Annotated in this window: 11 protein-coding genes; 9 read left to right on the forward strand and 2 right to left on the reverse strand. The window is 68.0% G+C overall.

What is annotated here, in order from left to right; genetic code table 11:
• Positions 1-58 precede the first annotated feature (58 nt).
• Together FWJ24_RS05435 and FWJ24_RS05440 are read left to right on the forward strand one after the other, a co-directional pair.
• Positions 59-388 carry a hypothetical protein gene (locus tag FWJ24_RS05435; protein WP_150286794.1) on the forward strand — a complete coding sequence of 110 codons (330 nt, stop codon included), beginning with the start codon at positions 59-61 and terminating at the stop codon, positions 386-388.
• A gap of 9 nt (positions 389-397) precedes the next feature.
• On the forward strand, positions 398-1,690 hold the full coding sequence (locus FWJ24_RS05440; protein ID WP_150286795.1) for an OmpP1/FadL family transporter: 1,293 nt from the start codon (positions 398-400) through the stop codon (positions 1,688-1,690).
• A 147-nt stretch (positions 1,691-1,837) separates the two neighbouring features.
• Here FWJ24_RS05440 and FWJ24_RS05445 read toward each other — a convergent pair whose 3' ends face one another.
• On the reverse strand, positions 1,838-3,607 hold the full coding sequence (locus FWJ24_RS05445) for a PHA/PHB synthase family protein (protein ID WP_246155577.1): 1,770 nt from the start codon (positions 3,605-3,607) through the stop codon (positions 1,838-1,840).
• Between the two features lie 649 nt (positions 3,608-4,256).
• On the opposite strand from FWJ24_RS05445, the gene FWJ24_RS05450 reads away from it, so the two are divergent.
• Together FWJ24_RS05450 and FWJ24_RS05455 are read left to right on the forward strand one after the other, a co-directional pair.
• Positions 4,257-4,691 carry a hypothetical protein gene (locus FWJ24_RS05450; protein ID WP_150286797.1) on the forward strand — a complete coding sequence of 145 codons (435 nt, stop codon included), beginning with the start codon at positions 4,257-4,259 and terminating at the stop codon, positions 4,689-4,691.
• Between the two features lie 133 nt (positions 4,692-4,824).
• Positions 4,825-6,045 carry an LL-diaminopimelate aminotransferase gene (locus FWJ24_RS05455; protein ID WP_150286798.1) on the forward strand — a complete coding sequence of 407 codons (1,221 nt, stop codon included), beginning with the start codon at positions 4,825-4,827 and terminating at the stop codon, positions 6,043-6,045.
• A 195-nt stretch (positions 6,046-6,240) separates the two neighbouring features.
• Here FWJ24_RS05455 and FWJ24_RS05460 read toward each other — a convergent pair whose 3' ends face one another.
• Entirely contained in the window at positions 6,241-7,011 is a 771-nt protein-coding gene (locus tag FWJ24_RS05460; protein WP_150286799.1) for a hypothetical protein, read from the reverse strand.
• On the opposite strand from FWJ24_RS05460, the gene FWJ24_RS05465 reads away from it, so the two are divergent.
• From FWJ24_RS05465 to recJ, 5 genes are all read left to right on the forward strand, one after another.
• Positions 7,001-8,095 (forward strand): toxic anion resistance protein, encoded by a 1,095-nt coding sequence (locus FWJ24_RS05465; RefSeq protein ID WP_206110802.1) that lies wholly within the window; start codon positions 7,001-7,003, stop codon positions 8,093-8,095. The two genes, FWJ24_RS05460 and FWJ24_RS05465, sit on opposite strands and share 11 nt — an antisense overlap.
• A 256-nt stretch (positions 8,096-8,351) precedes the next feature.
• A complete protein-coding gene (locus FWJ24_RS05470; RefSeq protein WP_150286800.1) occupies positions 8,352-9,647 on the forward strand; it encodes a homoserine dehydrogenase in 1,296 nt (431 codons plus the stop codon).
• A gap of 116 nt (positions 9,648-9,763) precedes the next feature.
• Positions 9,764-11,080, forward strand: coding sequence for an esterase-like activity of phytase family protein (locus tag FWJ24_RS05475; protein ID WP_150286801.1), 1,317 nt, complete (start codon positions 9,764-9,766; stop codon positions 11,078-11,080).
• 83 nt (positions 11,081-11,163) lie between these two features.
• Complete coding sequence (gene glpX, locus FWJ24_RS05480; protein ID WP_150286802.1) at positions 11,164-12,156, forward strand: class II fructose-bisphosphatase; 993 nt, start codon at positions 11,164-11,166, stop codon at positions 12,154-12,156.
• A 50-nt stretch (positions 12,157-12,206) separates the two neighbouring features.
• A complete protein-coding gene (gene recJ, locus FWJ24_RS05485) occupies positions 12,207-14,021 on the forward strand; it encodes a single-stranded-DNA-specific exonuclease RecJ (RefSeq protein ID WP_246155554.1) in 1,815 nt (604 codons plus the stop codon).
• The last annotated feature ends 4 nt before the right edge of the window (positions 14,022-14,025 follow it).

Here is a 14,025-nt window from a genome sequence, read left to right on the forward strand (position 1 = left end):
ACGCCCGAACCTCCGCCAATGCAAGAACGCAGGGCGGGTTCCGGAAGGGGGCTCAGCCATGCGGGGTGCGAAAACACACTCGATTCCTGCTGTTTTTCTGCAACACTCCGCGCAAAAGCTCTTCCAGGCGCCGCGCGCCCGCACCGCGCGGGTCGGGCCCGACCTGCAAAATCCGTCGGCAAAGTTTACTCGTGAACAGTTGCTGCGCCGCACCCGGCGCATGGGCGGCGATTTCAGCCGGATTTTTGCCATGTTTTGGGAATTTGCGCCGCGCCGGGCGCCGGCCCCCGCTGCGCAAGGGGGAGTTGCGCGGCGCCGGAGCCCTCGGCAAGATGATTCGGACGGGATGGAACGGCGCCTGATTCATCGGCGCCGGAAGAAGAAATAGGGGCAGTCCATGAAGTCAGGTTTTCGCGCGGCGCTGGTGATGACGACGGCGCTGGCCGGGGTCGGAATGGCCGGCGGTTCGGCCTTCGCCGGCGGGTTCATCAATTCCTCGCAGAGCACCGTGTTCAACGGCATGGCCTATGCCGGTGCCGCGGCACCCGGCTCGTCCTCGGCGGCGACGATGTTCTACAACCCGGCGACGATCACCGGCTTCTCGCGGTTCACGCTCGACAGCAACTACACCTTCGGCATCCCCGAGACCAAGATCACGTCCTCGACGAATGTCGGCGCCTACAACGCCGCCTTCTCGGGCCGTTCGGGCGATGTCGGCCTCGATTACTTCGTGCCGGCGACCTATGTGGTCTATCCGGTGAATGACCGCATCTTCCTCGGTCTTTCGGTGAACACGACCTACGGCAACTCGACCAAGGCCGAGAATGTCTGGCAGGGCAGCCTCTTCGCCTCGACCTCGAAGCTGCGCATCATCACCGCCACGCCGACGATCGCCTACAAGATCAACGAAGCCTGGTCGGTCGGCATCGGCGTCCAGATCCAGTATGCCTCCGCGCACCAGACCGCGCGGCTCCCCGGCGCGCCCTTCACCGCCGTCGCCGGCGGCGCGGGCATCACGGAATCGGATGGCTGGGGCTTCGGCGTCACCGCCGGCGTGACCTGGCAGCCGTTCAAGGGCACGCAGATCGGCCTGGGCTGGCGCTCGCTCGTCGACCAGAAGATTTCCGGCCGCACCGTGTTCGGCCCGGCGGTCAGCGAGAATTCCGAAGGCACGCTCAATCTGCCGAACCGCGTCAATCTCTCGCTGCGCCAGGCGGTTTCCCAGCGCATCGACTTGCTTGCCTCGGTCGAGTGGCAGAACTGGGGCCGTATCGGCCATGCGCGACTCGACAATCCCGCCAACGCTGCGCTTGCGGTGCTGCCCTTCGGCTACTCGGACGGCTGGTTCTTCTCCGTCGGCGGCGAATACAAGGCCACCGACCAGCTGACCCTGCGCGCCGGCATCGGTTACGAGGTGAGCCCGGTCCGCGACAGCGTCCGCCGCGTCACGCTGCCGGACAATGACCGGCTCTGGCTCTCGGCCGGCCTCTCCTATGATTGGTCGGACCGGTTCACCTTCAACGCCTCCTATTCGTTCCTGCATGTAAAGGATGCGCCGATCACGCAGACCTCCGGCGCGCTGACGCTGACGGGTGAATCCAAGGCTACTGCGCATCTGATCTCGGTCGGCCTCACCTCGCGCTGGGGCGGGGCGCCGAAGAAGGAAGAGCCGCTCGTCAAGAAGTTCTGATCCTGCGGGTCATCCGGCATGCTCCGGGGGGAGACGGCGGGGGCGGCGCGAGCCGCCCCTTCCTTTTGCAAGCCCGAAATCCCTGGCGCAGGATGTCCGGCTCCGCCCGATCTCAGCCTCCGGCGGGGCCCGGTTCCGTTCTGCCGCTCAGGCCTTCATGCGGACATAGCTGCCCGGCGCATCCTCGATTGGTTTCAGCGCGCCGCTGCCGATCACGCGCGCGGGCACGCGCGGCCGGCCTTCCGTGAGCCAGAGGAGCCAATGCGGCCACCAGGTGCCGGGATGCTCCGTGGCGGCGGCGACCCAATCCTCGAAGGCGCCGGCAGGCTTGCCGCCGGTCCAGAACTGGTATTTCGGCTTGGCTACCGGGTTGATGACCCCGGCAATATGGCCGGAACCCGCCATGACATAGGTGACCGGCCCGCCGAACAGCTTCGACCCCTCGAACACCGATTTCGCCGGCGCGATATGATCCTCCCGCGTCGCGAGATTGTAGATGGGGATGGTCACTTTCCCGAGATCGAGCCTGCGCCCGCCGATCACCATCTCGCCCTTCGCGAGCCGGTTGTGGAGATAGCAATTGCGCAGGTAGAAGGAATGGTTCGCCTCCGCCATGCGGGTTGAATCCGAATTCCAGTAGAGCAGGTCGAAGGGCGGCGGCTGCTTGCCCTTGAGGTAATTGTTGACCATGTAGGACCAGATGAGATCGTTCGGCCGCAGCATGTTGAAGGCGCTGGCCATCTTGTCGCCCGGCAGATAGCCGAACCGCGCCATGATCTCCTCGACGGCCTTGATCTGGCCCTCGTCGACGAAGGCGAGCAATTCCCCCGCATGGGTGAAATCCACCTGGGTGGTGAACAGCGTCGCCGAAGCGATGCGGTCCGGCCGCGGATCCTGCGCGAGCCAGGCAAGCGTTACCCCGAGCAGCGTGCCGCCGACGCAATAGCCGATCGCGTCGACATCCGGCTCGCCCGTCGCCGCCTCCACCGCGTCGAGCGCGGCGAGGATTCCCCGGCGCATATAGGCTTCGAAATCGTAAGCGCGATGGCGCTCGTCCGGGTTGACCCAGGAGATGACGAAGACCGTGAGCCCCTGCGACACCGCCCAGCGGATGAAGCTCTTCTCCGGGTTGAGGTCGAGGATGTAGAACTTGTTGATCCAGGGCGGCACGATCAGCAGGGGCCGCTTGAACACGCTCTGCGTGCTCGCCTCGTACTGGATCAGCTCGATCAATTCGTTGCGGAAGATGACCTTTCCGGCGGTCGTCGCGAGGTTCTCGCCCACCTTGAAGCGCGCCGCGTCGGTCTGGCGGATCTTGAGTTCGCCCTTGCCGGCCTCGATATCCTCCGCGAGCATTTTCATGCCGCGCGCGAGGTTCTCGCCGTGCTCCTCGATCGTGGTGCGCAGGAGTTCGGGGTTGGTCATCACGAAATTCGAGGGCGAGAGCGCGCCGGCGAGCTGGCGCATGTAGAAGCGCGCCTTGCGCTTGGTGTGCGGATCGAGCGACTCGGCGCGTTCGACGAGGTCGTTCGCCCAGCGCGCGCCGAGGAAATAGGCTTGGCGGATGAAGTTGAAATAGGGGTTCTCGGTCCATTCCGGATGCGCGAAGCGCGGGTCGCGCGTCGGCACGGCCTGATGATCCGGCTCGGGCGCGCCGCCCGCCTGCTTGAGCATGGATTGCCACAGACTGATCATGTCGATCGACAGGTTCTTCTGTGCCTCGACCAGCCGCTTGGGATCCTTGAGCCAGTATTCCGCCACCGCACCGAGCGTCTTGGCGATATCCACCCCTTCCTCATGGGCGAGCGAGGCGCGTTCGCCGCTTTCGAGCGCGCGCAGCACCGCCGCGCCGGCCTTGCCGGATTCGGCGAGGAGATCGGTCGAAACCTGCGTCAGCCGCTCCAGATCGATCGGCAGCGGCGGCTTCTCTCCGCCGGCATGTTTCGCGCCCGGCTTGGCTTCTTCGCCGGGCCTGGCTTCCGCGCCCGGTTTCGGTTCCGCACGCGGCTCGAGGCCGGGCGGCGGTGCTGTCAGGGCGGGGGCTTGGGGCGCCGCCCTCCGGGGTGCCGCCGCTTGCGCGTCGGATGTCTGGGGGATGGGCGCCCGGACCTTGGCCGTGCGAGGCGCCGCCACCTCGGGCGCGGTGGCCTTGCGCGCCGCTGTTCTGGCCACCCTCGACTTGACCGCGCCCGACTCGGCCGCATCCGGTTTGGGCGCAGGCGTCTTGCCTGCAAGCGTCTGGGGCGCGCCTCTCCTGCCGGTTTCGGTCTTGCCGGAGCCGGTCTTGCCCGATGCCGGGGCGGAGGCCGGGACCGCCGGTTCCGGCGCGGGTTGAGCCTTCGGGAGGGTGTGCGGGCGAGGCGGTGCCCCGGTTTTCGACCGGCTGTTCCGGGTTCTGGTCATCGTTTCCTCATGCCGGTCCTCTGCCGGCCTCCTGGTCCCGGTCCGTGGTGTCGCCGGGCGGTTGACAGAACTTTGCCTCTTTCCGAGGCTTTAGCAAAGAAGAAAGGAAAGGCGCCGCAGCGTCCTTGATCTCCCCCCGACTGCGCCGCCAACCCGGATGCCGATGTCCTGCTTGCGCCCGATCATATGTTCCCCGCCCGATCCGCGCCGCCGGCTGCCCGCGGCGATCCCGGCCATTCTCCTGGCGTCTCTCCTGGCGTCTCTCCTGGCGGCCTGCGCGGCCGATACGATCGCGGAAGGACCGGCCGGCGGTGCGGCCCGGCTTGTCGGCGCCGCGACCACGGCGCCGGAGCCCGCGCAATTCGTGCGAGATGCGCGACCGGCCGGCACGCCGGATTTCGTTCCTGTTGGCGTGACGCCGGCGCCGCGCGCCGAGCCGAAGCGCGACGAGGCGGCGCTGAAGCGGCTCGAGGCCGAGCTGGACGCCGATCGCGACCGCTCGAAGGCCTTCGCGCGCCGTCCGGTGCCCCCCTCGACCTATGACGGCAGCCAGCCGCCGCGCCCGCAGCCGGTGCCGAAGGAATTGCTGCCGGAATAGCCCTGTTGCTTTTCCTGCCGGCTACGGACCGGTTTCGTGCTAGAGTTCCTGAATCGGTGCGGGCGCACGCGCCCGTCCGATCCACCGCCCCCGCCCTGCGAGACGCGACCGAGACCGAGAAGCGAACGAGACGATGAACGAGTTCCACCGAATCCGCCGCCTGCCGCCCTATGTTTTCGAACAGGTCAACAAGATCAAGGCGCAGGCCCGGGCCGCCGGGGCCGATATCGTCGATCTCGGCATGGGCAACCCGGATCTGCCGGCCCCGAAGCACGTCATCGAGAAGCTGGTCGAGACCGCGGGCAAGCCGCGTACCGACCGTTATTCCGCCTCCAAGGGCATTGCCGGGCTGCGGCGCGCCCAGGCCGGCTATTACGAGCGCCGCTTCGGCGTGAAGCTCAACCCGGACACGCAGGTCGTCGCCACGCTCGGCTCGAAGGAGGGCTTTGCCAATATGGCGCAGGCGATCTGCGGACCCGGCGATGTCGTGCTGGTGCCCAACCCCTCCTACCCGATCCATGCTTTCGGCTTCCTGATGGCCGGCGGGGTGATCCGCTCGATCCCGGCCGAACCCACCGAGGCGATGTTCCCCGCGCTCGAACGCGCGATCATGCACTCGGTGCCGAAGCCGATCGCGCTCGTCGTCTGCTATCCCTCCAACCCGACGGCCTATGTCGCCGGGCTCGATTTCTACCGCGAACTGGTGCATTTCGCGAGGAAGCACGAGATCATCCTGCTCTCGGACCTCGCCTATGCCGAGGTCTATTTCGACGAATCGAACCCGCCCCCCTCCATCCTCCAGGTGCCGGGCGCGGTCGAGTGCACGGTCGAGTTCACCTCGATGTCGAAAACCTTCTCGATGGCCGGCTGGCGCATGGGCTTCGCGGTGGGGAACGAGCGGCTGATCGGCGCCCTCGCGCGGGTGAAATCCTATCTCGATTACGGCGCCTATACGCCGATCCAGGTCGCCGCCACCGCGGCGCTGAACGGTCCGGACGATTGCATCCGCGAGATGCGCGACACCTATCGCAAGCGCCGCGACGCGCTGGTGGAAAGCTTCGGCAAGGCCGGCTGGGAAATCCCGGTGCCGCAGGCGACGATGTTCGCCTGGGTGCCGATCCCGGAGAAGTTCCGCGCCATGGGCTCGGTGGAATTCGCCAAGCTGCTGGTCGAGAAGGCCGAGGTCGCGGTCGCGCCGGGTCTCGGCTTCGGCGAGCATGGCGATGAATATGTCCGCCTCGCGATCGTCGAGAACGAGCAGCGCATCCGCCAGGCGGCGCGCAACCTCAAGAAGTTCTTCGACACGGCGGATGGCACGCTGCACAACGTGATCCCGATGCCGCGCGCGGGGTGAGTTCGAATGGCGTGATTTCGAGCAAGGCGTGACAGCGGAGGCTGGCCGAGGTCTGTTCCGTGTTCTGTGCGGGGCCCGTCATCCGTGAAGTCCTGTTCATCGGGCGGGAGGAGGGTGCGAACCCGATATCGTCCCGTGCGATGCCGGGCGCCAGAACCCAAGAGCCTCGGTCAAGACGAAGAGCGCTCGTCTTGATCAGGGAATGGGCGGAACCTGCTTTTCGAAGCTGAGATCGACTGTCATGCTCTCCGCAAGCATCCGGTGCACGAGGCCATCGCTGACCCCGATCCACACCGTGTATTTGGCCGGCTTGTCGCTCACGCCCGGCATTCCCTTGGGTGGGGTCATCATGTATTCGAAGACCTTCGCGTTCCCGCTCGGGAGCGTATCGGCGCGCACTTCCTTGCAATCGGAGACCGAGGTCATCTTCATGATCTCCTCCAGCATGCCCTTGCGGCCGCCGGGTTTCAGCCGAACCTTGTTCCAGGAGCCGGCGACGCTCATGTAGATCGTCTCGCCGATCACGATGGCTTCCATCTTCATCGGCGGCGTCGTCATGTCGACAACCTGACGATAGGCCGGAACGGCCGCGATGGCTTGGAAAGCCTTGCCGATCGTCTCACATTCCGCCGGACCGGCAGCCGCTGGCGTGATCGCGCCGGCGAGCAGGACAGTGCCGGCCGCGACGGCAAGAAACGGAGTGAATCTGTTGCGCATGTCTGCCCCCTGTTGATGCGCCGGTTTTTGTTTTTCTCGCGCTGCACGTCTGTGCGTCAACAAACAACGCAGCATCTGCAACAAGGCGCGACGCCGGCTGCAACGCGCGATGTCCGGACCCGGGCGGAATGAATTTTGTTCCGCCGATCCTTTCGGGACGATGACATGAGCCTGCCGCATCCCTACTCTAACGCCATGCGGCGCGACGTTTTGCGCTGGTAACGAACAGGGCTTGCCAATGGTCGACACCGCCAAATCCGATGCCGAGGCCCTGCGCCGCACCGCGCATCTGCCCTCGATCCAGCTCGACCGCGGCGCGGTGGACCGCATCCGCAAGGGCCTGAACATCGAGGACCGCTCGGAGATCGTGACCTACGGCGACACCGCTCAACAGCGCGTGGCGGATTTCGCGGACCGCATCCTCGCGGAGACCCGCAACAAGGAGATGGGCCGCACCGGCGAACTCCTCTCGGATATCCTCGCCAAGGCCAAGGGGCTCGACCCGGCGACCATCGGCCGGCTCAACTGGTTCCAGCGCCTGTTCACGAGCATGGAGGCGCGCCTGCGCCGCTTCAAGGAGCGGTTCGAGAATGTCGCCGGGCAGATCGACCGCGTGACCATCGAACTCGACAAGCACAAGGAGGGGCTGCGTCGCGACATCGCCATGCTGGACGAACTCCACGACCAGACCAGGGCCGCCATCGCCGAGCTCGATGTCTATATCGAGGCCGGCAAGGAATACGGCGAAGCCTTCAAGGCCGGCCGCCTCCAGGAGCTGAAGGCGGAGGCGGATGCGAAAGCGAACACCTCCGAGGGGCTGATGGCGGCGCAGACCTATCAGGATGCGCTCCAGGCGCTCGACCGGCTCGAAAAGCGCGTGATGTATCTCCAGCAGGCGCGGCAGATCGGCTTCCAGCAGCTTCCGCAGATCCGCATCGTCCAATCCGGCGACGAGACGCTCATCGAAAGCCTCCAGGCGACGACGCAGCTCACCATCCCGGTCTGGAAGCAGAAGATGATCCTGCTCCTCGGCCTCAACCGCCAGCAGGGCGCGCTCGAGATGCAGAAGACCGTCACCGACGCGACCAACGAAATGCTCAAGCAGGCATCCGAGATGATGAAGACCCAGGCGATCGAGATCGAGCGCCAGAGCCAGCGCGGCATCATCGATATCGAGACGCTCGAAAAGACCAACCGCGACCTGATCGACACCATCACCGGCGTGCTGAAGGTGCAGGACGAGGGCCGGCGCAAGCGCGCCGAGGTTGAGGCGAAGCTCGGGCAGATGACGGAAGAACTCAAGAAGCAGCTCTCTGCCCGGCCTGCCTCCTGACGGATCCCGCCGCCGGCGGGCGTTCAATCCGCCCCGGACGGCGAATGCGCCATGCGTGTCATGTCACGGCAATTCCGTTGAAACCGCATGCCTCAAGGCAATGACAGATGACATCCGCCAAGCTGTCCCACATAGCGGCGAGATGCTCTGGCGAGGGCGCGAAGTTAGCTGACGTCGACTCCAGGCCTTTCCCGCTTCCCCCTGCCGCACTCCCTCGCTAGAACCCCGGCGAGAAGCGCGTGAATCGGGGGCGAACATGGCAGCGGCATTGCGGATCGGAATCGCGGGGTTGGGCACCGTCGGCGCCGCGACGATCCGCATCCTTGCGCAGGCGGCGAACGAACTGGCGGCCCGGGCCGGCCGGCCGGTCGCGGTGGTCGCGGTCTCGGCCCGGTCGCGCGGGCGGGATCGCGGCGTCGATCTCGCGCCCTATCGCTGGCACGATGATCCGGTGGCACTGGCGCGTGATCCGGAGGTCGATCTCGTCGTCGAACTGATGGGCGGGGCGGAAGGTGCGGCGAAGTCGATGATCGAGGCCGCGCTCGCGCTCGGAAAACCCGTGGTCACCGCGAACAAGGCGCTGCTCGCATCCCATGGCCCGGCGCTCGCCGCGCTGGCGGAGCGGAACGGCACCGGCATCGCCTTCGAGGCCGCGGCGGCGGGCGGGATCCCGGTCATCAAGGCCTTGCGCGAGGCGCTGGTCGGCAACACGATCCGCCGCGTCTCGGGCATTCTCAACGGCACCTGCAACTACATCCTCAGCCGGATGGAGGCCGAGGGGCTCGATTTCGCGGCCTGCCTCAAGGCGGCGCAGGCGCTGGGTTATGCCGAGGCGGACCCGACCTTCGACATCGAGGGGTTCGACACCGCCCACAAGCTGGCACTGCTGACGGCGCTCGCCTTCGGCACCGAGGTCGATGGCGACGCGGTCTATGTCGAGGGGATCTCGAATGTCACCCCGCTCGACCTGCGGATGGCCGAGGAACTCGGCTTCCGCATCAAGCTGCTCGGCGTCGCCGAACGCACCGCGCAGGGCATCGAGCAGCGCGTTCACCCGACCATGGTGGCGCGCACCAGCCAGCTCGCGGGGGTGATGGGCGTCACGAATGCGGTGGCGATCGACGCCGATCCCGTCGGCACGATCACGCTGGTTGGCCCCGGCGCCGGCGGCGGCGCCACCGCCTCGGCCGTGGTGGGCGACATCGTCGATATCGCGCGCGGCAACCGCGTTCCGACCTTCGGTCGTCCTTCGGGAGAACTCGAGAAGCCGGTGCGCGCGCCGATGCAGCGCCACGAAGGCGGCTATTACATCCGCCTTCAGGTGATGGATCGCCCTGGCGCGGCAGCGATCATCGCGACCCGCATGGCTGAGCGCGGCATCAGCCTCGAATCGATCCTCCAGAAGGGCGCGCGCGGCGGAACCGCCGCCTCGGTTCCGGTGATCCTCATCACCTACGCGACGACCGAATTGCTGATCCGCAACGCGGTTGCCGCCATCGCCGAGGACGGGGTGCTCGACGGCGCGCCGCAGGTCATCCGCATCGAGCGCTAGCGCTAGCGCTAGCGACGGCGGAAGGCACGGGCGTCCGTCATAGCCTTGTCACATCCGGCACGGAATCAGGAGCGAACCGGGACCCGCAGCCGGGGATCCGCCTGGAGGAGCCGAAGATGCATCGCGCCGCCCTTGTCGTCCTTCTCGCCCTGAGCGCGCCGGCCGCAGGAGCGGCCGAGATCGCGCGGCTCCGCGCCGCGCCGGGGGATCCGGCGCAGATTCTGGCGCCGGTGACGCTGCCGGGGGGCCGGGTGCTTGCCTACACGATCGGCATCGGCTCCGGCGCGTTCCGGCACCCGACCGATCCGGCGGATGTAATCTGGACGGTGGGGGATCGCGGCCCCAACATGACCTGTGCCGAGGCGGAGAAGCTGCTTTCGCCCGAGATCGGCGCGCGCTGCAAGCGCGAGAAGAACGGCCGCGTCTACCCGGTGCCGGGCTATGCGCCCTCGATCTACCGCGTCGCGCTCGACCGGGCCGCCGGCACCTTCCGCGTGGTGGAGACGATCCCCGTCAAGACGAAATCCGGCCGGCCGATCACCGGGCTCCTCAACCCGCAGACCAAGGCGACCAAGGATACCGGGCTCGACCTCGCCGGCAATGTCCTGCCGGACGATCCCGACAATCTCGATCTCGAGGGCATCGTCCGGCTGGCGGACGGCACGTTCTGGATCGGCGAGGAGATGGGCCCCTCGATCGCCGAACTCTCGGCGGATGGGCGCATCCTGCGCCGCTTCGTGCCCGCCGATCAGGGCGAGGATTACAAGCGCTCCGAGGCTGAAATCCACGCTGTCCTGCCGGCGATCCTGTCGAAGCGGCAGGGCAATCGCGGCATCGAATCGCTGGCCGTCTCGCCGGACGAGGCCTTCCTCTATTTCATCGTCCAGAACCCGCTCGCCAATCCCGATGCGAAGACGTTCAACGCCGCGCGCAACACCCGGCTGTTCAAGTTCGACCGGCGCGCGGGCGCGATCGTCGGGGAATGGGTCTACCAGCTCGACGATCCGCGGAGCTTCGCGCGCGATCCGTCCGACCGGCAGAGCGACCCGCGCATCTCGGAGCTGACGGCGCTGGGGCCGGACCGGCTCCTCGTCCTCGAACGGACCGAGCGCACCACCAAGCTCTACGAGATCCGGCTGGCCGGCGCGACCGACATCCGCGGCAGCGCATGGGACGATCCCGCCACGCGCCCGACGCTCGAACAGACCAACGATCTCGCCGGCACCGGCATCGTGCCGCTCGCCAAGACCTTGCGCCTCGACAGCGCCCGCGACATCCCCGATGCGCCGGAGAAGATCGAGGGCGTCGCCTTCCTCGGCGATGGCGCGCTGGTGCTGATCAACGACAATGATTTCGGCATCCGCGGCGACGAGACCCGCATCCTGGTCGTGCGCGGCCTGGTGACGGCCGATCCCGAGGTCTATCGGAAATGATGGCGCGGAATGCGGCGTGACGGGCGGGCGCGCGGCTGCTAGAAGCGCGCTCGCATTGCCACAGCCGCCAGGACCGGACCACCATGCCTGACCTCGTCGTATCCGAAGACAAGATCATCGAACGCATCCTGACGATGGAGCTGGTGCGCGTCACCGAGCGCGCCGCCGTCGCCTCGGCCAAATGGCGCGGACGCGGCAACGAGAAGGCAGCCGACCAGGCGGCGGTGGACGCGATGCGGCGCGAACTCAACAAGCTGCCGATCGAGGGCACGGTGGTGATCGGCGAGGGCGAGCGCGACGAGGCGCCGATGCTGTTCATCGGCGAGAAGGTCGGCACCACCAAGGGGCCGAAGGTCGATATCGCGGTCGATCCGCTCGAAGGTACGACGCTCTGCGCCAAGGACATGCCGGGCTCGATCGCGGTGATGGCGATGGCGCAATCCGGCACGCTGCTCTACGCGCCGGATGTCTACATGGACAAGATCGCCGTCGGACCCGGCTATCCGGCCGGGATCGTCGATCTCGACGCGGCGCCGGAGGACAACATCATGGCGCTTGCGCGGGCCAAGGGCGTCAAACCGGGCGAGATCACCGCTTTGGTGATGGACCGTCCGCGCCATGCCGAACTGATCGCGAAGCTCCGCGCCATCGGCTGCTCGATCCGCCTCATCACCGATGGCGATGTCGTCGGCGTCATCCAATGCGCCGAGCCCGCGACCGGGATCGACATCTATCTCGGCATTGGCGGCGCGCCGGAGGGCGTTCTTGCGGCCGGGGCGCTGCGCTGCGTTGGCGGCCAGATGCAGGGACGGCTGATCCTCGACACCCCGGAGAAGATCGCCCGCGCCGCCACCATGGGCATCACCGATCCCCGCAAGAAATACGGGCTGATGGAACTCGCCGCCGGCGATACCGTCGTCGCCGCCACCGGCGTGACCGATGGCGCGCTGCTCTCCGGCGTCAAGTTCCGCGGCGAGATCATCGAGACCGAGACCATCGTCTACCGCTCGACCACCGGCACCGTCCGCCGGATCTGGGGCGAGCATCGCGAATTGTCGAAATTCCATCTCGATTGAGGCGCGCCGCCATCGCCTCTCCGCCATTGCCATCCGGCCCGCAAGCCGGCATGGCTGGGCCGATGCAGGATCCGTCCGTTCCCGGCCATGCCGCCGCGCCGGCCTATCTCGGTGTCGTCCGCTCCGCGCTGCAGCGGCGCTGGGCCGACCGGCTCGACGCGCGCGGCTCGCGCACGGCGCTCGCCATCGCCGCTGCCCATGGCCTGCCGGCGACGCTGGCGCGCGTGATCGCCGCGCGCGGCGCCGATGTGACGACGGCGCCGTCCTTCCTCGCGCCGCGGCTGCGGGACGCCCTGCCGGACCCTTCGGCCCTGATCGACATGGACCGTGCCGTCGCCCGGCTCGCGGCGGCGATCGCCGCGCGCGAGAGCATCGCGATCTTCGGCGATTACGATGTCGACGGCGCCTGTTCCGCGGCGCTGCTCGCCGGGTATCTCGGGCATTTCGGGCTCGCGCCGGCGATCCATATCCCCGACCGGCTCACCGAGGGGTACGGCCCGAATGTCGAGGCGATCCGCGCGCTGCGGGCGCGGGGCGCGACCTTGCTGGTCTGCGTCGATTGCGGAACCTCGGGCCACGAACCGCTGGCCGAGGCGGGCCGCCTCGGCATGGATGTCGTCGTTCTCGATCATCACCAGGCGCCGGAGCAATTGCCGCCGGTGGAGGCGCTGGTGAATCCCAACCGGCAGGACGATCTCTCCGGCCTCGGCCAGCTCTGCGCGGCGGGAATCGTCTTTCTCGCGCTGGTCGGGCTCAACCGCGTGCTGCGCGGTGCCGGGCGCGCGGTGCCGGACCTGCTTGATGCGCTCGATCTCGTCGCGCTCGCCACTGTCGCCGATGTCGTGCCGCTCGTCGGGCTCAACCGCGCCTTCGTGGCACAGGGGCTGAAGGTGATCGCCCGGCGCGAGCGACCCGGTCTCGTCGCGCTCGGGGATGTCGCGCGGCTCGAGAGCGAACCGGAGGCCTGGCATCTCGGCTTTCTCCTCGGCCCGCGCATCAATGCCGGCGGACGGATCGGCGAGGCCGGGCTCGGCGCACGGCTGCTGGTCACGGCCGACCCGGAAGAGGCCAGGGCGATCGCCGCGACGCTCGACCGGCTCAACCGCGAGCGGCAGACGGTGGAGGAGGCGATGCTCGCCGAAGCCGAGGCCGATGCGCTCGCCATGATCGGGCCGGAGGAGGCCGGGCGGGCGGCGATCGTCGTCGCCGGCGCCCATTGGCATCCCGGCATCGTCGGCATCGTCGCCGGGCGGCTCAAGGAGCGCTTCGGTCGTCCCGCCTTCGCCATCGCGATCGGGGAGGGGGTTGCGACCGGGTCCGGCCGCTCGATCACCGGGGTCGATCTCGGTCGGGCGGTGCGCCGCGCCGTCGAGATCGGGCTCGTCGCCAAGGGCGGGGGGCATGCCATGGCGGCGGGCGTGACGCTCGACCCGGCGCGCATCGCCGATTTCGCGGCCCATCTCGAAACGGCACTGGGCGCAGATGTCGCCGCCGCCCGTGCAACCGACGCCCTGCTGATCGACGCCGCGCTCACCGCCGAGAGCCTGACGCCGGATTTCGTCGCCGATCTCGCCCGGGCCGGGCCCTTCGGGCAGGGCAATCCCGAGCCGCTGCTGGCGCTGCCGGCGCATCGCATCCTCGATCTGCGCGAGATGCGCGGCGGGCATCTGCGCGTGACGCTCGGCGCTCCCTCCGGGGCGCGGGCCGAGGCCATGGCCTTCCGCGCCGCCGGCCGGCCGCTTGGCGAGGCGCTCGCCGCCGCGCGCGGCCGGGCGGCGCATCTCGCCGTGCATGCCGGCCGCGACACTTGGGGCGGGCGGCCGCGCGTCAGCCTGCGTATCGTCGATCTCGCGCCGGCGGGGTGAGCCG

Origin of the sequence: Rhabdaerophilum calidifontis (assembly GCF_008641065.1) — a bacterium.
In the GTDB taxonomy this organism is placed as follows: domain Bacteria; phylum Pseudomonadota; class Alphaproteobacteria; order Rhizobiales; family Beijerinckiaceae; genus Rhabdaerophilum; species Rhabdaerophilum calidifontis.